The 17,702-nt window shown below is 60.8% G+C and carries 17 protein-coding genes, 2 pseudogenes and 1 other annotated feature; of the genes and pseudogenes, 14 read left to right on the forward strand and 5 right to left on the reverse strand.

Features of this window, described 5'->3' with window-relative positions; genetic code table 11:
- A pseudogene (locus HJB89_RS31695) lies at positions 1–103 on the forward strand (IS110 family transposase); the annotation flags it as partial.
- A gap of 75 nt (positions 104–178) precedes the next feature.
- Here HJB89_RS31695 and HJB89_RS31700 read toward each other — a convergent pair.
- The 3 genes from HJB89_RS31700 to HJB89_RS31710 all read right to left on the reverse strand — a co-directional run bounded on the left by HJB89_RS31700 (position 179) and on the right by HJB89_RS31710 (position 3,421).
- Entirely contained in the window at positions 179–646 is a 468-nt protein-coding gene (locus tag HJB89_RS31700; RefSeq protein ID WP_221150960.1) for a DUF3828 domain-containing protein, read from the reverse strand.
- A 233-nt stretch (positions 647–879) separates the two neighbouring features.
- On the reverse strand, positions 880–2,652 hold the full coding sequence (locus tag HJB89_RS31705) for a cadherin domain-containing protein (RefSeq protein WP_221117595.1): 1,773 nt from the start codon (positions 2,650–2,652) through the stop codon (positions 880–882).
- 382 nt (positions 2,653–3,034) lie between these two features.
- Entirely contained in the window at positions 3,035–3,421 is a 387-nt protein-coding gene (locus HJB89_RS31710) for a GNAT family N-acetyltransferase (RefSeq protein WP_405049249.1), read from the reverse strand.
- 258 nt (positions 3,422–3,679) lie between these two features.
- On the opposite strand from HJB89_RS31710, the gene HJB89_RS31715 reads away from it, so the two are divergent.
- Together HJB89_RS31715 and HJB89_RS31720 are read left to right on the forward strand one after the other, a co-directional pair.
- The gene (locus HJB89_RS31715) at positions 3,680–4,402 is read left to right on the forward strand and encodes an SOS response-associated peptidase (protein ID WP_221117597.1); all 723 of its coding nucleotides are present in this window, start codon (positions 3,680–3,682) and stop codon (positions 4,400–4,402) included.
- Between the two features lie 70 nt (positions 4,403–4,472).
- Positions 4,473–5,171, forward strand: a complete 699-nt coding sequence (locus tag HJB89_RS31720; protein ID WP_221117598.1) for a hypothetical protein — start codon at positions 4,473–4,475, stop codon at positions 5,169–5,171.
- A gap of 68 nt (positions 5,172–5,239) precedes the next feature.
- On the opposite strand, the gene uvrB is transcribed toward HJB89_RS31720, so the two are convergent.
- Complete coding sequence (uvrB, locus tag HJB89_RS31725) at positions 5,240–8,272, reverse strand: excinuclease ABC subunit UvrB (RefSeq protein ID WP_221117599.1); 3,033 nt, start codon at positions 8,270–8,272, stop codon at positions 5,240–5,242.
- A 228-nt stretch (positions 8,273–8,500) separates the two neighbouring features.
- Here uvrB and HJB89_RS31730 point away from each other — a divergent pair, with 228 nt between their 5' ends.
- The 4 genes from HJB89_RS31730 to HJB89_RS31745 all read left to right on the forward strand — a co-directional run bounded on the left by HJB89_RS31730 (position 8,501) and on the right by HJB89_RS31745 (position 10,495).
- The gene (locus HJB89_RS31730; RefSeq protein ID WP_207580870.1) at positions 8,501–8,842 is read left to right on the forward strand and encodes a hypothetical protein; all 342 of its coding nucleotides are present in this window, start codon (positions 8,501–8,503) and stop codon (positions 8,840–8,842) included.
- A 422-nt stretch (positions 8,843–9,264) separates the two neighbouring features.
- Positions 9,265–9,489: a DUF982 domain-containing protein gene (locus HJB89_RS31735; RefSeq protein ID WP_259672168.1), complete on the forward strand. Its 225-nt coding sequence runs from the start codon at positions 9,265–9,267 to the stop codon at positions 9,487–9,489.
- A gap of 101 nt (positions 9,490–9,590) precedes the next feature.
- Positions 9,591–9,980, forward strand: a complete 390-nt coding sequence (locus tag HJB89_RS31740) for a hypothetical protein (protein ID WP_207580869.1) — start codon at positions 9,591–9,593, stop codon at positions 9,978–9,980.
- Positions 9,981–10,117: 137 nt separating this feature from the next.
- Positions 10,118–10,495, forward strand: coding sequence for a hypothetical protein (locus HJB89_RS31745; protein ID WP_207580868.1), 378 nt, complete (start codon positions 10,118–10,120; stop codon positions 10,493–10,495).
- A 142-nt stretch (positions 10,496–10,637) separates the two neighbouring features.
- Here HJB89_RS31745 and HJB89_RS31750 read toward each other — a convergent pair whose 3' ends face one another.
- Complete coding sequence (locus tag HJB89_RS31750; RefSeq protein WP_207580867.1) at positions 10,638–11,405, reverse strand: adenylate/guanylate cyclase domain-containing protein; 768 nt, start codon at positions 11,403–11,405, stop codon at positions 10,638–10,640.
- Between the two features lie 233 nt (positions 11,406–11,638).
- On the opposite strand from HJB89_RS31750, the pseudogene HJB89_RS31755 reads away from it, so the two are divergent.
- The 7 genes and pseudogenes from HJB89_RS31755 to HJB89_RS31785 all read left to right on the forward strand — a co-directional run.
- Positions 11,639–11,983 (forward strand): annotated as a pseudogene (locus HJB89_RS31755) (adenylate/guanylate cyclase domain-containing protein); the annotation flags it as partial.
- A 191-nt stretch (positions 11,984–12,174) separates the two neighbouring features.
- Positions 12,175–12,963, forward strand: a complete 789-nt coding sequence (locus tag HJB89_RS31760) for a thioredoxin family protein (RefSeq protein ID WP_221117601.1) — start codon at positions 12,175–12,177, stop codon at positions 12,961–12,963.
- Between the two features lie 444 nt (positions 12,964–13,407).
- Positions 13,408–13,788, forward strand: coding sequence for a response regulator (locus HJB89_RS31765; protein WP_207580865.1), 381 nt, complete (start codon positions 13,408–13,410; stop codon positions 13,786–13,788).
- A 55-nt stretch (positions 13,789–13,843) separates the two neighbouring features.
- Entirely contained in the window at positions 13,844–14,095 is a 252-nt protein-coding gene (locus HJB89_RS31770; RefSeq protein ID WP_207580864.1) for a hypothetical protein, read from the forward strand.
- Positions 14,096–14,273: 178 nt separating this feature from the next.
- Positions 14,274–14,329: a sequence feature (sul1 is cis-regulatory element that is thought to sense ions involved in sulfur or methionine metabolism; They are found in Alphaproteobacteria), on the forward strand.
- A gap of 69 nt (positions 14,330–14,398) precedes the next feature.
- On the forward strand, positions 14,399–15,865 hold the full coding sequence (locus HJB89_RS31775; protein ID WP_221150961.1) for a SulP family inorganic anion transporter: 1,467 nt from the start codon (positions 14,399–14,401) through the stop codon (positions 15,863–15,865).
- Positions 15,866–16,012: 147 nt separating this feature from the next.
- Entirely contained in the window at positions 16,013–16,822 is an 810-nt protein-coding gene (locus HJB89_RS31780) for a class I SAM-dependent methyltransferase (protein WP_221150962.1), read from the forward strand.
- 414 nt (positions 16,823–17,236) lie between these two features.
- The gene (locus HJB89_RS31785) at positions 17,237–17,584 is read left to right on the forward strand and encodes a DMT family protein (protein WP_164012071.1); all 348 of its coding nucleotides are present in this window, start codon (positions 17,237–17,239) and stop codon (positions 17,582–17,584) included.
- Positions 17,585–17,702: the final 118 nt, after the last annotated feature.

Here is a 17,702-nt window from a genome sequence, read left to right on the forward strand (position 1 = left end):
GGCCGGCAAGCCCAAGATCGTCGCAACCGTCGCAACTATGCGCAAGCTGCTCACCATCCTCAATGCCATCATCAGGGACGGACGACCATGGCAAAACGCTTGACAAATAAGACAGTCGCTCTCCCCGCTGGGGAGAAGAGGTATATCGCACCGCCTTAGTGTTTTTCATCCCGTCCGCCTACTGCGCATCACCCAGCAACCCGCTTAGGCTCCACGGATTATTCCCCTTCTGATTGGCGATGTCCTCGACCTTCCAGCCACCGTGCTGCCGCACCAGCGTGTAGAAGAGCGTCACCTCGTCGCTGTTTTCGAACTGCACCTCCACCTCGGCCTTATCATCCAGCAGGCTCGGCTGGCCGATCCTGACGTCGCTCGCCGCGCCGTCCTGGCCCGCGATGACGGGATCGAAGTCGATCGCGCCGACATCGCCATCGGGCGTGTTGTCGAGATCGGCCTGGAGGAGCTCGTTCAGATGGTCGGAGAAGAAGATCGAATACGGCGAGGGCGCCTCGGCGTCGCTGTTGTCGGTGTTGTAACTGTAGAGCGCCTTGAGCAGCGCCTTCGGTGTCTTGTAAGTCTCGGCCGATGCGGGCAGGGCGGCGAGCGCCGACGCGGCAAGGGCGAGGATGAATGTGGGCAGGCGCATGCGGGCTCTCCTCGGATGAGCAGAAATCATAACCGAAACGGGCGTCCAGGTGGAGCTGCATTTTGGAAAGGGTTGCCCGGCACGGCCGTCAGCCTTGTCGTCTCCGGCTGTTGTCTGCGGGCGATCGCCAGGAAAGTTCGGCCGATGGGACTATGGTCGCCAGACGCGAGTTCCGTCTTTTGGTCGGGATCGCCGGTGACGCTTCTCTGCGTCCACCGGCGATCGTATCGCGGTTATATCAACGCTTCATGCGACAGGCTCGTAAACGACGGCTCGAAGACGTCTTTCACAGCGATGGTGAAATCGTGGCTGGTGGTGTTTCCAGCCGCGTCATAGGCTTCGGCGGTGAAGGTCAGGCTGTGGTTGCTTTCGAAGTCGATCGCCGCCTTCGTCTGGATCTTGTTGCCGACGAGCTTGAAGATGCCGTCCGCATCGTCAGTCAGCCGCCACTTCACCGCGCCGCCTTCCGGATCCATGGCGGAGAGAAGGCAGACCGATGTGCCGATCGCGACATTCTCGGAGATCGAGCCGCGCGAGAAGGCGAGATTGATCGGCGCCTTGTTGACCGGGGCCTCGTTGACGTCGAGGACGTTGATCGTGATGTCCTTTTCGACCGTGACTTTGCCGTCGGAGACAGCGACCTTGATCGTGTACGAATTGGCCGTCTCGTAGTCCAAAGCCTTCGAGGTGACGATGCGGTTGCCATTCAGGCGGAAGTGATCGTCGGCGCCGTCGATGAGCTTGTAGGTGAGGGTGTCACCATCGGCGTCCTTGGCGCTGAGCAGGCCGAGCGTGGTCCAGATCGGGGTGTTCTCTGAGAGGGTGGTTTTCGAAAGCTGGATATTGGTCGGCGCGGCGTTGCTGCCGTCTGGTGTGAACTTTTCGGTGGCGAAATCGTAGACGCCGTCGGCAAAGCGCGCGAATTCGACGTCATGCAGCGTATCCGTCCCTTCGGCGGCGCTGGTCAGGATGTGACTGTCATTGCTCAATGCCAGGGAATAATTGGCAAAATTGCCGGCGAAGAACGCCGTGTCGATGCCGGCGCCGCCATCAATGGTGTCGTTGCCGGCGCCGCCGGTCAATTTGTCATTGCCGGCCTTGCCATTGAGGATGTCGTTGCCGCCGCTGCCGTCGAAAATGTCGTCGCCGTCGGTGCCGGTAAATTCGTCGTCGCCGCCGCCGGTCTTGACGTCGATGCCGGAGACATAACCGGTGACAAAAGCTCCAAGATTTCCCAGTTCGTCGGAAAGATCGAGGTGGGCGCTGTCCGTGACTGCCAGTGCGGCGTTAAAGTGATGGGCCGGATCTGTCGACCAGACGATCTTGTCAAAGCTTTCGAACTGCGCGCTTGAACCGGCAACCCAATATCCCACCGTTTCAAGGACTTCGATGTTCTTGATCGTCAGGCCTCTTAGCTCAAACGCTTGGAGAGTATCGATCCCGGCGCCGCCGTCGATTGTTCCGGAGCCCTGAGCCTTCACGCTTATGGCATCGTCGCCGTCGCCCGCATTGATGTCGAAGACTTCAGGGGTACGGCCGCCGGCGTCACCATCGGAGATCGTATCGTTGCCCGCGCCGCCTCTGATGACGTCATTTCCGACGTCGTCTACAAGCTGGTCATTGCCGTCACCGCCATTCAGAATATCATTGCCATCTCTGCCCGCGAGTAAGTCATTGCCAGCACCGCCATTCAGCGTGTCATTGCCATCACCGCCACGAAGCTGATCGTTTCCGGCGCCCCCATTCAGCGTGTCTGCGCCGTCGCCGCCATTGATGTCATCGTTGCCTGCGCCTGTCGTGATCGCATTGTCGCTGCTTGAGCCCGTCACATTCGCGGAGACCGAACCCAACTCGTCGGCCAGATCGGCCACCCCTGAATCCGAGACGACCAGAGTGACAGCCGAGGAAGGGCTGGCGGCGGAGTGGCGGATAACGTCGTAAGCTTCGAACTCGGCGACCGTCTTGGTAATCGTTGCGCCGTTGGTGTCCAGAATATTCAAGGCCATATTAAACCTACCCCAATAGATGCTTGCATTCTATGAAAATGAGAAATCCTCAGTAGAACTGTTCTTGCAGCTTCAACGGACGACAGCCCCCTGGGGATCTATGCCAATCCCCTATTAAGTTTTCAATGCAAAATTGTATCTTTTCATTGCTTTTTTAATGAAAAACTAAGGATAAGATACTGTGAGACGCATTTTAATTTGAGAACTCAAAGGGATATTTTGGTCTGCTAAATAGTATGATTTTTTATTTTCAGCCGAGGTACTCTCGGAAAAATTGTGTTTTGAAGCGGGTTTTCGGCGGCGCCGCGCTGCGGCTCATCCGAGCCACCATCGCAGGTTGGTGCTGGCTTCGACGTGTTCCTGCATTCCCGCGCGGGAGGTCTTACTTGAGCTTGATGAGTCCTGCCTCGGTGGGGGAAAATCCGCAGCCGCGGTAGAAGCCGGTCAGGTGCGGCTGGAAGTCGACATGCAGCCACTCAGCGCCGCGCTCCCGCGCAACTCTGGTCGCTTCCCTGACCAACCGCGTCGCGATCCCCTGCCGGCGAATGTCGGGGTGAACCGAGGTATCGAGGATAAAGGCATGGATGCCGCCATCCCATGCGACGTTGACGAAGCCGATGAGCTGATCGTCGTGGTAGGCGCCGATATGGGCGAGGCTGCGGGGCAGGATGCGGGAGAAATCCGGTGCTTCAGGCGTGCTCCAGGCTGCTGACAAGAGGGCGTTGAGTTCGGCGGGCGAGGGAAACGGATCGATACGGAGTTCTGGCATGGGTGGATTCCGATTCATTTGTCGCGTCGCTTGCCGGGAGTGTTTTTCTGCCGATTCCGCCTGCTTCGCAATGGGATCGATTGCTGGGGCAGGCCTCCTCTCAGCCTCGACGTGAGGGCGCCCACCTCTCATCCTTCATTTCTGTGTCCTCAGGGCCGCGAAGGAGCATTCCTGAACGGGTGCAACTGACGCTTCGTTGACGACGTCTCTGTCGAGAACATAATCAGAACATCTCATATTCCATCGGCAGAGAGTAAGATGTGCGGACGTATCTTCGTTAAAACTTCGCTTGAAGAATTGATCAGCAATTTCGCCTTTGCCGTGAAGGGTGGGGATATCGACGGGCTGGGAAATCGTTTTCCCCGCTGGAATGGAGCGCCGTCGCAAGATTATCCTATTATCATCAGGGATATCGTGCGCGAACCCGATACGTCGGGCCCCATATTCGCGACCGCGCGCTGGGGTCTGATGCCTTCCTGGGCCAAGCCCGGCGGCAGGCCACCGCCGGTCAATGTTCGAGGCGAGACCATCAGCGGCAACGGCATGTTCCGCTCGGCATACCGGTCGCGTCGCTGCCTCATTCCGATCAATGGCTTCTTCGAATGGAAGGACATTCACGGCACCGGCAAGAACAAGCAGCCCTATGCCATCGCCATGAAAGACGGCTCGCCTTTTGCGCTCGCCGGCATCTGGGAGACGTGGACGGACGAGAAGGGCGTGTCCATCCGCAGCTTCGCCGTCATCACCTGCGAGCCGAACGAGATGATGGCGACGATCCATGACCGCATGCCCGTCATCCTGCATCGCGCGGATTACGAGAGATGGCTGTCCGCCGAGCCGGACCCAAACGATCTCATGAAACCTTTCCCATCCGAACAGATGTCGATGTGGAAGATCGGTCGGGATGTCGGCTCTCCGAAGAACGACAGGCCGGAGATCATCGAAGAGGTCGAGGACGATCCGGAACCGACGCTGATCTGACTTTACCGGCTCGGGCGGAGCCATTCACGAAACCATGCGGCAGAGACATCCTCATGAGGAGAGGAAACGCATGCAAGACGATATCGGAACGCTCCTAAGGTCGTTCCTCAATAATGCCCTTCGCAAACAGCCTCAGCGTCGTATTCGGGATTTTGGCGGCTATGAGGTTGGCAAGCGCCGAAAGCTCGATGTCATCGAGCCGATCGCGCGAGATACGGCAGATTTTCTCTGCACCTATCTCCACATCAGGCTGCACGGCGAACCGGCGAGCAGGGAAGGCGTCGCCTCTGCCGTCGCCGCAGCCTTGAAGAATGTCTCCGATGAGTTCGCCTACAAGCTGACCTGGCACAATGACGAGGCATGGAGCACCGTTTGCAACTCGGTCGCGGAGTTTTTGGAAAGCTGCCTGCAGATCGAGCCGAAACCCTATGATGGCTCGCTGACGGCGCAATCGGACTATAACGGGTGGAAGAGCTGGGAGATGGTCATCAGCGGCGAGACGCCGAGGGGAAGATGGCGGCACTCCTGGAAGGAGAAGGCCGGCGACGATTTCATCGGGTTCCATGGCGATGTCTGCATGGGGCGGATCTTCAAGATCGATCTGACGGGGTCAGACGAGCGCTGGTACTGGCTGATCGCGGCCGACGGCAGCCCTCGACGCGGATGGCCGGCGGCGGGGTTTGAGGCGAGCGCCAGGAGTGCTGCCTGTCGGGTGGAGCGGATTTATTTTGCGCTGGTGGCGGGGACGGGGAGGACGGGGTGTGGGTGAAGGGAGGTGGTGTTCGCCGTGTTCGTAAATTTGCGGAGTGGGCACGGTCACTCGGCGCTGCGCTTGCCTCACCGCCCCGGCCGCCCAGTCTTCCCCTTCGTCCGTCCCTTGCGCTTCTGCTCGCCCGGATCCTCATAGCTCCCCACACCCGTCTTCCCGCGTACGACCGGACGCACGTCATCGCGCTCCGGCTGCCCCTCAAGCAACGGTGAAAACCGCTTCGTGGCCTTGGCGGCATCCGGCTTTTCCGGCACATGCCCGATGACTGGCTTTTCCGTTCGGCCGACAGTCATTTCGTCGAGGTCGTTCTTGCGGAACAGGCCCTTCTTGGCGGGTTCGGCGATGTCGCGGCCCATGTCGTCGAGGGCGGGTTTGCGGAAGAGCGGAGTGGCGGTGTCAGTGCCTGGGCCCATGTCGTCGATCGAGGGTTTGGCGAAGTAGGAGGTTCCACGCCCGCCCTCGTGGTTCGAGACGGCCCCCTGGGCCTCCTCACCATGAGGGCTGTTACTCGAGCGCGCTGCTTTGTTCTTACCATTGGGGCGGCCGCTTTTGCCCTCCATCGCCTTCGCTTCCTCGCGGGCCATCGGGTCGTCCATGGCGGCGAGTTCCACTGCCTTGAGGCGTTTAATTTCGTCGCGCAGGCGGGCGGCCTTTTCGAAGTCGAGGTCGGCGGCGGCGTCGCGCATGCTCTTTTCGAGGGCGTTGAGATGGGTCTGCAGGTTGTTGCCGACGAGGTTGCCGCCATCGGCGAAGCCCTTGCCGGAGACGCCTGATATATCGGCGCGGACGTGGTCGCGTTCGTAGACGCTGTCGAGGATGTCGGAGATCCTGGCCTTGACCGATTCCGGGGTGATGCCGTGCTCCTGGTTATAGATCATCTGCTTTTCGCGACGGCGGCTGGTTTCCTCCATCGCCCGCTTCATCGAGCCGGTGACCTGGTCGGCATAGAGAATGACCTTGCCGTCGACGTTACGCGCGGCACGACCAATGGTCTGGATCAGCGAGGTCTCGGAGCGCAGAAAACCTTCCTTGTCGGCGTCGAGGATGGCGACGAAGCCGCATTCGGGAATGTCGAGGCCTTCGCGCAAAAGGTTGATGCCGACCAGCACGTCGAAGGCACCGAGGCGCAGATCGCGGAGGATTTCGATGCGTTCAAGCGTGTCGATGTCGGAGTGCATGTAGCGGACGCGCACGCCCTGCTCATGCAGATATTCGGTCAGGTCCTCGGCCATGCGCTTGGTCAGCACGGTGCAGAGGGTGCGGTAACCCTTGGCGGATGTTTCGCGGATTTCGCCGAGTACGTCGTCGACCTGGCTGCGGGCCGCGCGGACCTCGACCGGCGGGTCGATCAGGCCGGTCGGGCGGATCACCTGTTCGGCGAAGACGCCGCCTGATTGCTCCATCTCCCAGCCGCCCGGTGTCGCCGAGACGGCGATGGTGTCGGGGCGCATGGCGTCCCATTCCTCGAAACGCAGCGGCCGGTTGTCCATGCAGGAGGGCAGGCGGAAGCCGTATTCGGCCAGCGTCGCCTTACGGCGGAAGTCGCCTCGGTACATGCCGCCGATCTGCGGCACGGTGACATGGCTTTCGTCGATGAAGACGAGGGCATTGTCGGGGATGTATTCGAACAGCGTCGGCGGCGGATCGCCGGGGTCGCGGCCGGTGAGATAACGGGAATAATTCTCGATGCCCTGGCAGGAGCCTGTGGCTTCGAGCATTTCGATATCGTAGCGGGTGCGCTGCTCCAGGCGCTGCGCCTCCAGCAGGCGGCCGGCCTTCTCCAGCTCGGTCAGGCGAAGCCTGAGCTCCTCCTTGATCGACTTGATGGCGCCGTTCAGCGTCGGGCGCGGAGTGACATAGTGCGAATTGGCGTAGATCTTCACCGATTTCAGGTCGCCGACCTTCTGGCCGGTCAGCGGGTCGAACTCGGTGATGGCGTCGATCTCGTCGCCGAACATCGAGATGCGCCAGGCGGCATCCTCCAAGTGGGCGGGGAAAAGCTCGATCGTATCGCCGCGCACCCGAAAGCTACCACGGGTGAAATCCATGTCGCGGCGCTTATATTGCTGGGCGACGAGGTCGGCCAGCAGCTGGCGTTGGTCCAGCCGGTCGCCGACCGACATCTGGAAGGTCATCGCCGTATAGGTCTCGACCGAGCCGATACCGTAGATGCAGGAAACAGAGGCGACGATGATGCAGTCGTCGCGCTCGAGCAGCGAGCGCGTCGCCGAGTGGCGCATGCGGTCGATCTGCTCGTTGATCGAGCTTTCCTTCTCGATATAGGTGTCGGAGCGCGGCACGTAGGCTTCCGGCTGGTAATAATCGTAGTAGGAAACGAAATATTCCACCGCATTGTCGGGGAAGAAGTTCTTGAATTCGGAATAGAGCTGGGCGGCCAGCGTCTTGTTCGGCGCCAGGATGACGGCCGGGCGCTGCGTCGCCTCGATCACCTTGGCCATGGTGAAGGTCTTGCCCGAGCCGGTGACGCCGAGCAGCACCTGGCTGCGGTCGCCGTTCTCCAGCCCCTCGACGAGATCGCGGATGGCGGTCGGCTGGTCGCCGGCCGGCTCGTAATCCGACTGCATGCGGATCGTAATGCCGCCTTCGGATTTGTCGGGCCGGGCAGGGCGGTGCGGCGTCCAGATCTTGCCGTTCTTGTGCAGCGGATTGCCGCTCTCGATCAGCGCCGACAGCGCCTCGACGGTGGCGGTGACGGCGGTGCCGGCCTGCAACGACGAGGCTTCCTCCAGCGTCGTATCCATGCCGGAGACGGGGTTGAGGCCGGCGGCGGCGCGCGTCTTCGGGTCGGTGGAACCGCCCATCGAAGTTCCACGGGCGCTTTTTGAAGCGGCAATCTCCACCTTCTTGTTGACGCCGACGGCCTCCGAATGCTTGCGCGCCTCATTTTCCACCTTCTTGCGGTGCTTGCCCGCCTTTGAGGCGATTTCGCGCTGCGACTCGACGCCGGAGCTTTCGGCATCTGCCTCCAGCTGCTTTACCCAATCGGCGACGGAACCCGACAGCGGAGCGCCCTCGAAGGACGATTGCGGGGCTTCCTCGAAGCCATTCGGGGCGGGGGATTTCTTCGGAGATTTGGCCATGGCGGGAATATGGAGAGAGTTAGCGCGAAAGGGAAGAGGGAAAGAGTACAAAAGGGAAACGAATGAATCGTTCAGATTGGCGAATAATGTTGGGCGCGGAATGTTGGCAAAGAGGCTGCAATGAGGTTTTCCCGAGTACATAAATAAAAAGTCTGTGGTTGAAAAGCGGATCACCTCCCGCGCTGAGGGCGGCAATGTTACAGCTATTGCGGGAATCGGGGACCATTAATGAAAAAGATCATTATCGCATTCGCGGCGACCGCTGCACTGGCCAGTTGCGCCAAACGTCCTGACGCCATCGTGCAGGTCGATATTCCGATGGCGGCTTATACGAACCTTGGCTGCGAAGCTCTCGCTGTCGAACTGAAAAAGGAGAGAGCTAAGCTGGACGACTTGTCGAAGCAGCAGATCAGTGCGGCGAACGGCGATGCCTTCGGCGTCTTTCTCGTCGGCGTCCCAATCGGCAGCGTTGCGGGGGGAGACAAGGAAGGCGAGATTGCCGCGTCGAAAGGCAAGGTTTCCGCCATGCAGTCCGCTGGTATGAGCAAGGGCTGCAAGTTGCCCGCCTGACAACGGGCGGCCGCGGCTTCGTTGCCAGGGCACCTAGGGACGTGGCGCCGCTAAGCCGGCGCACCCGCATCGTCCTTCGGGGCCCCTGCGGGCCACCTCAGGATAAGGCTCTCTTGGGCGCCGGCGGTTATCTCAAGATCTCTCTTGAGCGCTGGCGCGGCATCCTCCAACGCTCCTCTTCCTGAGGTGCGCAGTCCATCGGACGGAGCCTCGAAGGACGCGCCGCAACGCTGCTTCTTGCATCCTTCCAATGTCGGCGTACCCGGCCTTTCAATAGTGATACCATCCGGGCGCACACTGGAACCGAGATCGGTCTTCCGCAGTTATTCCTGGTCAATTCAGCTTCAGGTGTTATTGCCATTAGCGACCATCCGTCCTTCTGGGGAAAACCGATTTCCATCGATCTTGAAATCGGCGAACGGCTGGTTCTCCGCACGCCGCAGGATGCGCTTTATGCCCTCGTCTCGGACTGGCCGATCCATGGCGGCGTCCATCAGCAGAGAACGATTGATTTCTGCCGCGCCTGGCTTGCCGGGCGCATGCCGGCCGAGACGGTGAGGCAGGCCTTTATCCTTGCGGCGCTGGAAGCCGGCGTGCCGATCGATGATCATGAGGACGATGCCGGTCATGCGGTCGACAGCCGGTGACGCCAACGATATTTCTTGCCATGTATTGCAAATATTATTCCCGCTGTGTTTGTGGGAATAGGCAGCGTACATGCGCTCCGATTCTTTGGAGACTTTAAGAAATGAGAATAAAAGTCTTTGTTTGCGCTGCTCTGCTGGCGCTCGCCGGCTGCAACGCCCCGGTGTCGCAATCCGTGGCAGAGTCCCAGCGTCCGCCCTCAAATGAAGTCCGGCAGAACTTCATCAATATTGTGTTCAAGAGAAGCTATAGACACGAAGCAGGAGAAGTCGTCTGGGCGCGCATATCCAGCGTCGTTCTGCTCGATCCCGAAAAACAGATCTATGCTTACTGTGTCCGGGTGGTGCCGAAGCACAGCTGGGGAGACTGGGCCTATCTCGGGGTCTCGTTCACAGAGGGCAAAGTGCTGGGCGCAACGGCGAATGACGATCGATGCCGCGACAAGCGGCTGCGTTACTACCCGTTTCCTGAGATGAACGGCATGAAGACCTGACGAAAGAGACGAGGGCTCGGGCCGCGTCGCCGTTCCAGGCCTTGTTGACCGGCGGCGCGGCATGCCTCCAGCGTCGTGGTAGCGCCGCCATCCGGAAAGCTCGATCTATCGATTTTAATAGAGGAAGATCCAACTGAATGAAAAACAAATTCCTTGTCTGCGCCGCTCTGCTGGCGCTGACCGGCTGCCAAACGCCAGCGCCGCAGTCCGTTACAGATTCCCAGCGGCCGCCTTCCAGCGCAGTTCGACGCGAGTACATCGACGCTCTGCGGGGAACCATTAAACCGGGGAACTTCGTAAAGGCGGAGATTTCCAGCGTGGTTCTGCTGAATCCGGAAAAGCAGATATACGCTTATTGCACGCGCACGACGGAACGCAGCAATCCGAACTGGTCCTATATCGGCCTGGGCTTGCAACACAACATGATATTGTACCTGAAAAAGAACGACTATCGCTGCCATGATAAGCTGCTGCGTTATTATGATTTTCCGGAATTACGCAACATGAAGTACTGAGGAAGCGGCGGGGCGCTTGGCAGCCTCGCCGAGCACCTTTCGGACGTCGTCAGAACCAGAGATCCCTTCGCTTGTTCCTGAGTTAACCCGCTTACAGTCGGTTCCCCCAGCAATCAAAGCGTGAAAAAAGAGGTGCGGTACTTCAGCCCTTCACCAGCACGCTTGCTTGCACCGGCTGTTCGATGCCCTTCAGCGCAAGCATGCGCGTTTCGGCGCCTGCTGCGAGGTCGGGAGCCTTCGTCGCCGTTTCCGCAGAGATCAGAATCTCGCCCGCCGCGGCTTGGGATTCAAGCCTGGCCGCCTGGTTGACGATGCCGCCGATCGCGGTGAAATCACTGCGGAAGCTCGAGAATTCGCCGATCTGCACCTCGCCGGAATGGATGCCGACGCCGACGCCGAGGGTGCGGCCGGGCAATGTGTCGAGCACCAGGCCGTTCAGCGCCGCGGCGCAGTTTCGCTGGATCTCCTGCGCGGCCCGGATCGCGGCGACGGCGTGATCGTTGCGGACGATCGGGAAATTGAAGATCGCCATCAGGCCGTCGCCCATCTGCTTGTTGACGATGCCGTCATGCGCCCAGATCGCCTGGGCGCAGCGATCCTGGAACAGGCTGACGATCTCGCTCAGTTGCACAGCCTCGATGCGCTCCGACAGATCCGTGAAGCCCCTGATATCGGCAAACAGGATGGTCGCGTCGACGGTGATCTGGCGCTGCTTCTTGACGTATTGAAAGGAACGTTCGCAGATCGTGCAGATATCGGGGTTCATCTTGCTGCGGGTGATGCCCAAGGCGCGGAACGGCAAGGCGAGCGGGCCGCCGATCGGGATCGGCATATGCATCTGGTCCCAGCAGCCGCGGCAGATCCTGGCGCTGCCGTGGCTGGTCTGCCGACTGGAAGAGGCTGTGGTCATATCGAACAATCCGTCGCCTTATAGCCAAAAAACAAGCTTCCGATACTCGCCTGCTTTTGGCAACTCTGCTGATAGTCGAAGGCTGCGATGGCTTGAAGTATTTCGTCTGGCGCCATTCTTATCGGACCGCTCGCCGCCAATTCGACTATTGCGCGGGTGCGACGATAGCATCGCGATGGGACCTACTATAGGATGTTGTTAACAATACCTTCGCTCTCCAGGAAAGACCGGGGATGGAGCGCCGTCTTGCAGCTATCCTAATCGCCGATGTCGTCGGTTACAGTCGATTGAGCCAGATCGACGAAGAGGTCACGCGTGCGCGTTTTCAGGCGGACCAGAATGATGTCTTCGAGCCGGCGATCGAGCGTCACCATGGCCGGCTGGTCAAAACCATGGGCGATGGTTCGCTGGTCGAATTCCAGAGCGTCGTCGATGCCTTGCGTTGCGCGGTGGAGGTCCAGCAGCGGAAAGCCACGCACAACGCCGTGGCCCTTCCGGAGCACGGGCTCGAGTTCCGGATCGGCATCCATCTCGGCGATATCATCGTCGAGGGCGAAGACATCCAGGGCGACGGCGTCATTGACGCGCTCCATCCAGCACCTGTTCACGCATCATCCGGACCGGCGCTGCGGCTGCGATCGGGGCAATGGGAATACGGTCACACTTGTTACTCCCACTGTTCGATTTCCGATGCGAGACTATGTCCGAACAACGCGCGATGAGCCGGGCTTCGAGGCGCGGGAATTCGCCCCAACGAGGAGATTGAGCCATGACTGCTTCAGCCGAAAATGGAAAGAGAGGACAGAGCATGCAGAGACCGGCGGTCGTGGCGCTGGAGGCCTGGGAGGCGGCGCGCGAGCAGATGCTGGTAAAGGAAAAGGCGCAGACCCGTGCGCGCGATGCGCTGGCCGCCGAGCGCCGGCGCATGCCGTGGATGGCGGTCGAAAAGGCCTATGCGTTCGAGGGACCCCAGGGCAAGGTCAGCCTGCCCGAACTGTTTGAGGGCCGTCGCCAGCTGATCGTCTACCGCGCCTTCTACGAGCCAGGCGTCTTCGGCTGGCCCGAGCATGCCTGCCGCGGCTGCTCGATGGTGGCCGATCAAGTGGCTCACGTCGCCCATCTCAACGCCCGCGATACGACGCTGGTATTTGCCTCACGCGCGCCGCAGGCCGACATCGCCCGGCTGAAAGCGCGGATGGGCTGGACGATACCATGGGTGACGATCACCGACAGTTTCGACAAGGATTTCGGCGTCGACGAGTGGCACGGCACCAACGTGTTCTACCGCGACGGCGAGCGCATCTTCCGCACCTATTTCATCAACAACCGCGGCGATGAGCAGATGGGCGGCACCTGGAACTACCTCGATATCACGCCACTCGGCCGCCAGGAAGTCTGGGAGGATTCGCCCGAGGGCTATCCTCAGACCCCGACCTACAAATGGTGGAACTGGAACGACGCTTATGTGGCAGACGCCGAGCCGGACAAGAAGTGGGTCGATGTCTCCGACGCCGGCGAGGCGGCGTTCCGGGCCGAAAGTGCAAATACGAAACCGTGAGCGAGGTCGAGTTGCGGCGGACCGGAGGCCAAGGGCTTCGGTCCGCCGCAAGGCGCTGTCAAATCATTGGATCTCCCGCCATGGGACGTTGCCTTGCCGGTCACGGTGGCGGGCAGGTGGGCCGCCGACTCGGCACAAATCCGCTTTCCGCCAGCATTCAGCAGCGCCACCATAAAAACACCTGACAGAAGAGCGCTCACTGCCGTATCGAGCCCGGTGCGGCTGGAACTTTTGCGCCTTCGTCCTCTGTGATGTGTTCCGGGCTGTCTCCTACGGCGAAGCGCCGTTGGACGGCATTCTGCTGCTGCAGTGGAGGATTAGCCAGCGGCGGCGTCTGATGTCCGAAAGAAATTCAATGCAGAGTGGAAACATTTTGGGTCGACGGCGTTGTACCCGTTACCGGCAGTGTGCCCGAGCACCCGGCTTTGGTGAGGAGGCTTAGCCATGAAGGTCATGATCGTTGAAGATGAGAATACTATTGCGTTGGAGCTCGAACGCATTGCGCAAGAGGCCGGGCACCAGACAATCGGGCCGGTTTCGACGGTTGAGCAAGCTCTCGCCTATGCTCAGAAAAGCGATGTGGCGCTGGTCGATCTCAACCTCTCCGACGGGCTGAGCGGCGCTCAGCTTGCCCGTCGGCTGATCGACCGCTTCGGCGTGGACGTTATTTTCGTGACCGGCAGTCCTGAGAGTGTCGGCAACGGTATCGCTGGAGCGTTCGATGTGATCTCCAAGCCTTTCTCCGAGGAAAGGATTGTCAGCGCGCTCTCGCGGGCAGAGGCGGCCCGACGCAAAGATTTCGACCGCAGCAGGGCAGCGATCTGATAAGAAGGAGATTGACGTCGTGCACGTCGCTGGACCTTCCAGGGAGATGATCCGGATGAAGCACACACTCGTTGCCATTCTCTTCACCCTCACGGCCTGCGCCAGCGCGCAAGACCCGCAGCCTCTTTCGGGTAGCCTCACCTATCGGGGAAAGGTCATTCATTCACCCTATCGTCCGGGAACTGTGGTCAAACATACCTTTCTCGGTCAATTCGGTTACCGTGTTTTCGAAAGCTATGTGGTTCAGCCGGACGGCACACTCAAGCTTACGTCCCAGAGCACAGGCCCGGACTTTCTCTGGCAGTGAGGGTGGCTTCGGCTCCAGTCGCGCCATCGCGCAGGAGGACCTTCGCGGCGAGTTTTCATCGCCCCGTCCGGCACGATCGCAAGCGGCGCATCAATTTCGCTCGCAGCTTTCGCTTTCATCCCTGCGAAATTGAATGTTGCGCTGCAGCAAAAATCTCGTCTATACCACGGACATTCACCACGGACCCGGTGAGACCCCGGGTGGCTCTTCTGGCCGCCGATCCGCCAGATAACGCAAAACCTGCATGTCGCGACACGACCGCTCGATAGAGCGAGCCCGGCCATGCTTTGCGAGACTCTATCCATGCTGCTTTCCTCCATCCGTCGTGATTGGTCCGCCAATCCCACGCGCGAAATGCTTGCCGGTGCGGTTGCGACTTTCGCCCTGATCCCCGAGGTCATCGCCTTTTCATTCGTGGCGGGGGTCGATCCCGAGGTCGGCCTGTTTGCCTCTTTCGTCATCGGCATCGTCATTGCGTTCACCGGCGGACGCCCGGCGATGATTTCGGCGGCGGCCGGGTCGGTCGCACTGGTCGCGGCACCGCTGGTGCATGCCCACGGCTTGCCCTATCTCTTCGCGGCCGGGCTGCTGGCGGGGCTGATGCAGATCGTGTTCGGCCTGCTGCGGCTCGGCGTGCTGATGCGCTTCGTGTCGAAATCCGTGCGCACCGGCTTTGTCAATGCGCTTGCCATCCTGATCTTTGCTGCGCAGATGCCGCACATCATCGGCGCCGGCTGGACGGAATATGCCGTGCTGAGTGCCGGGCTTGCTATCATCTATCTGACGCCGCGGATCACGACGGCGATCCCGTCGCCGTTGATCTGCGTTCTGATCCTGACCGTCGCCTCGATCGGGTTCGGGCTCCCTGTTCTCACCGTCGCCGATCTCGGCAAACTGCCGGATTCGCTTCCGGTGTTCGGCTGGCCGGCGGTGCCGCTGACGCTGGAAACCCTCCGGATCATCGCCGGACCCGCACTTGCCATCGCCATGGTCGGGCTGCTGGAATCGATGATGACGGCGAGCGTCGTCGACGATCTCACGGATACGCCGAGTTCGAAGAACCGCGAATGCACGGGTCTTGGCCTTGCCAATGCAGCCGCGAGCCTGTTCGGCGGCATTGCCGGCTGCGGCATGATCGGCCAGACGGTGAGCAACGTGAAATACGGCGGGCGCAGCCGGCTCTCGACGCTGTTTGCCGGCGCCTTCCTGCTGATCCTGATGGTGCTGCTGAAGCCATGGGTCTCCGAGGTTCCCGTCGCCGCGCTGGTGGCGATCATGGTCATGGTCTCGATCGACACCTTCGACTGGTCGTCGCTTAAAGCGGTCGTCGTCCATCCCCGAATGTCGAGCGCCGTCACGGTGACGACCGTCGTCGTCACCGTCTTCACCGCCAACCTGGCGCTCGGGGTGACGGTCGGGGTGCTGCTCAGCGGCGTGTTCTTCACCTTCAAGGTCGCCCGCCTGCTGCGCATCGAGGTGGCGCCCGATCAAGCCGCCGGGCAACGCATCTACCGCGTGTCCGGCCAGGTGTTCTTTGCCTCGGCCGACGTCTTCGTCGAGGCGTTCGACGTTCAGGACGCTGTTGGCAAGACCGTGCTGATCGACGTCTCCGAGGCGCATTTCTGGGACATCACCGCCGTTGCCGCACTCGACAAGGTCGTGCAGCGCTTCCGGGCGCATGGCATCGCCGTGGAGGTTGCCGGCCTCAACCAGGCGAGTTCGACGCTGATCGAAAGCCTCGATGGCAAGGTGGTGCTGGAGGGGGTGTGACGGCGGCAAGGGTAGGCGGAGCATAGGCTTTGCCGGATAGAAAAATCAGCGCGCGGATTCCATAACAAGTATGGGAATGACTATCCGCTTGCGCCGGCCCGTCGGGGGGCCATATTGACACGCATCGTCCTTGAAGGGGAGGCTTCGATGCCGTCGAGTTTCAATGTCGAAAGTGCGGATGGTTATGAACTGCTGATGGGGCGCTGGAGCAAGAGGCTGGCGCCGATGCTGATCGATTTCGCCGGGTTGGCGGATGGGGATCGCGTGCTCGATGTCGGCTGCGGCACCGGCAGCCTGACCTTTACGCTGGCGGAAAAGCCGAGCTTGCAGGAGATCGTCGGTGTCGACTATTCGCCGGTTTTCATCGAGGCCGCAACGCGGCGCAACACCGATCGGCGGATCACGATCCGGCAGGGCGATGCCTGCGCGCTTCCCTTCGAGGATAATCGCTTCGACAGGGCGATATCGCTGCTCGTGCTGCATTTCGTGCCCGAGGCGGGAAAGGCAGTGTCCGAGATGGCCCGTGTCGTGCGCCCGGGCGGCGTGGTCGCGGCCGCCGTCTGGGACCATTATGGCGGCATGTCCGGCATGAGGATGATGTGGGATACGGTGGCGATGCTTGACGAAAACGCGCTGCCCTTACGCCGCAAATATTGTTTCCAGCCGATGATGCGGCCGGGGGAAATGAAGGAGAGCTTCATCGCGCAGGGTCTTGCCGATGTCGAGGAGACTTCGTTGCTGATCCGGATGGAATATCTTTCCTTTGGGGACTATTGGGACCCAATCGCCGCCGGCGAGGGACCACTCGGCAAGTATATTGCGGGGCTGGACCCGGCGAAGCGAAAAGCGGTCGATACAGCCGTCAGGGCCGCTTACGATGCCGGCGAGCCGGATGGCCCGCGGTCGTTCGCATCGGTGGCGTGGGCGTGCCGGGGCAGGGTGCCGGGCGGCGGTTAGGTGTGTCGGTATAACGGCCCCTGAGACAGCGAGCATGCGCCGGCGCCCCGGAGAGCCTCATCCTGAGGTGCCCGGCAGGGCCTCGAAGGACGAGGCGGGCGCGCCGGCACCGAATGAATGCAAGAAGTAATGTTGGCGTGTGCTTCGAGGCTCCGCCCTCTCGGGCTGCGCGCCTCAGCATGAGGGGCGTCGGGGATGCCGCCGCCCCTAGAGCCGTGGTGCGATGCCCCGACCATGCCAATCGCGATGGAGGCCGGCGGCAAGGCACAAGCAAAGGCCGGCCGGCGACATCTCGGTGGCGTGAGACGATTGGCCCGAGCCTTGGGGCTTGCCGTCAGATGGCGGCGTGCTAGGTAAGGCCCGCCGGTATCTCTCCGGATCAGCTATTTCCCCTCCACAGCCCCGAGTTATTCCATGTCGTTTTCTCCCGCCGCCCTCTGGCCCGTTGTCATGCTGTTTGCCTCCAACATCTTCATGACCTTTGCCTGGTACGGGCATCTCAAGCACAAGGGCAGTGCCATCTTCCTTGCCATCCTGGTCAGCTGGGGCATTGCCTTTTTCGAATATTGCCTGGCGGTACCGGCCAACCGTATCGGCTCGGCAGTCTATACGACGGCGCAGTTGAAGACGATGCAGGAGGTGATCACGCTGCTGGTCTTTGCCGGCTTCTCGATCTTTTGGCTCGGCGAGAACCTGACGTGGAATCATGCGATCGGCTTCGCGCTCATCGCGATCGGGGCATCCTTTATCTTCCGGGCATAAACTTTAGTTTTTTCAACAGATTACAAATCGTCCATGTCCGGAAATCGCCACATTTCCTACAGATTGGCGTCGCAATCGGCTGGCAGCTTGTCACTACCACGTGATCAGGAGTTGACCG

The organism is Rhizobium sp. NZLR8 (assembly GCF_019685025.1).
In the GTDB taxonomy this organism is placed as follows: Bacteria; Pseudomonadota; Alphaproteobacteria; order Rhizobiales; family Rhizobiaceae; genus Rhizobium.

Excerpts from the sequence above, each read along its gene's own strand:
- HJB89_RS31715 (WP_221117597.1), top strand. The coding sequence starts at position 3,680 with ATGTGCGGACGTATCTTCGTTAAAACTTCGCTTGAAGAATTGATCAGC.
- HJB89_RS31760 (WP_221117601.1), top strand. The coding sequence starts at position 12,175 with ATGACTGCTTCAGCCGAAAATGGAAAGAGAGGACAGAGCATGCAGAGA.
- HJB89_RS31720 (WP_221117598.1), top strand. The coding sequence starts at position 4,473 with ATGCAAGACGATATCGGAACGCTCCTAAGGTCGTTCCTCAATAATGCC.
- HJB89_RS31780 (WP_221150962.1), top strand. The coding sequence starts at position 16,013 with ATGCCGTCGAGTTTCAATGTCGAAAGTGCGGATGGTTATGAACTGCTG.
- HJB89_RS31700 (WP_221150960.1), bottom strand. The coding sequence starts at position 646 with ATGCGCCTGCCCACATTCATCCTCGCCCTTGCCGCGTCGGCGCTCGCC.
- HJB89_RS31770 (WP_207580864.1), top strand. The coding sequence starts at position 13,844 with ATGAAGCACACACTCGTTGCCATTCTCTTCACCCTCACGGCCTGCGCC.
- HJB89_RS31705 (WP_221117595.1), bottom strand. The coding sequence starts at position 2,652 with ATGGCCTTGAATATTCTGGACACCAACGGCGCAACGATTACCAAGACG.
- uvrB (WP_221117599.1), bottom strand. The coding sequence starts at position 8,272 with ATGGCCAAATCTCCGAAGAAATCCCCCGCCCCGAATGGCTTCGAGGAA.
- HJB89_RS31765 (WP_207580865.1), top strand. The coding sequence starts at position 13,408 with ATGAAGGTCATGATCGTTGAAGATGAGAATACTATTGCGTTGGAGCTC.
- HJB89_RS31745 (WP_207580868.1), top strand. The coding sequence starts at position 10,118 with ATGAAAAACAAATTCCTTGTCTGCGCCGCTCTGCTGGCGCTGACCGGC.
- HJB89_RS31785 (WP_164012071.1), top strand. The coding sequence starts at position 17,237 with ATGTCGTTTTCTCCCGCCGCCCTCTGGCCCGTTGTCATGCTGTTTGCC.
- HJB89_RS31710 (WP_405049249.1), bottom strand. The coding sequence starts at position 3,421 with ATGCCAGAACTCCGTATCGATCCGTTTCCCTCGCCCGCCGAACTCAAC.
- HJB89_RS31740 (WP_207580869.1), top strand. The coding sequence starts at position 9,591 with ATGAGAATAAAAGTCTTTGTTTGCGCTGCTCTGCTGGCGCTCGCCGGC.
- HJB89_RS31775 (WP_221150961.1), top strand. The coding sequence starts at position 14,399 with ATGCTGCTTTCCTCCATCCGTCGTGATTGGTCCGCCAATCCCACGCGC.
- HJB89_RS31750 (WP_207580867.1), bottom strand. The coding sequence starts at position 11,405 with ATGACCACAGCCTCTTCCAGTCGGCAGACCAGCCACGGCAGCGCCAGG.
- HJB89_RS31730 (WP_207580870.1), top strand. The coding sequence starts at position 8,501 with ATGAAAAAGATCATTATCGCATTCGCGGCGACCGCTGCACTGGCCAGT.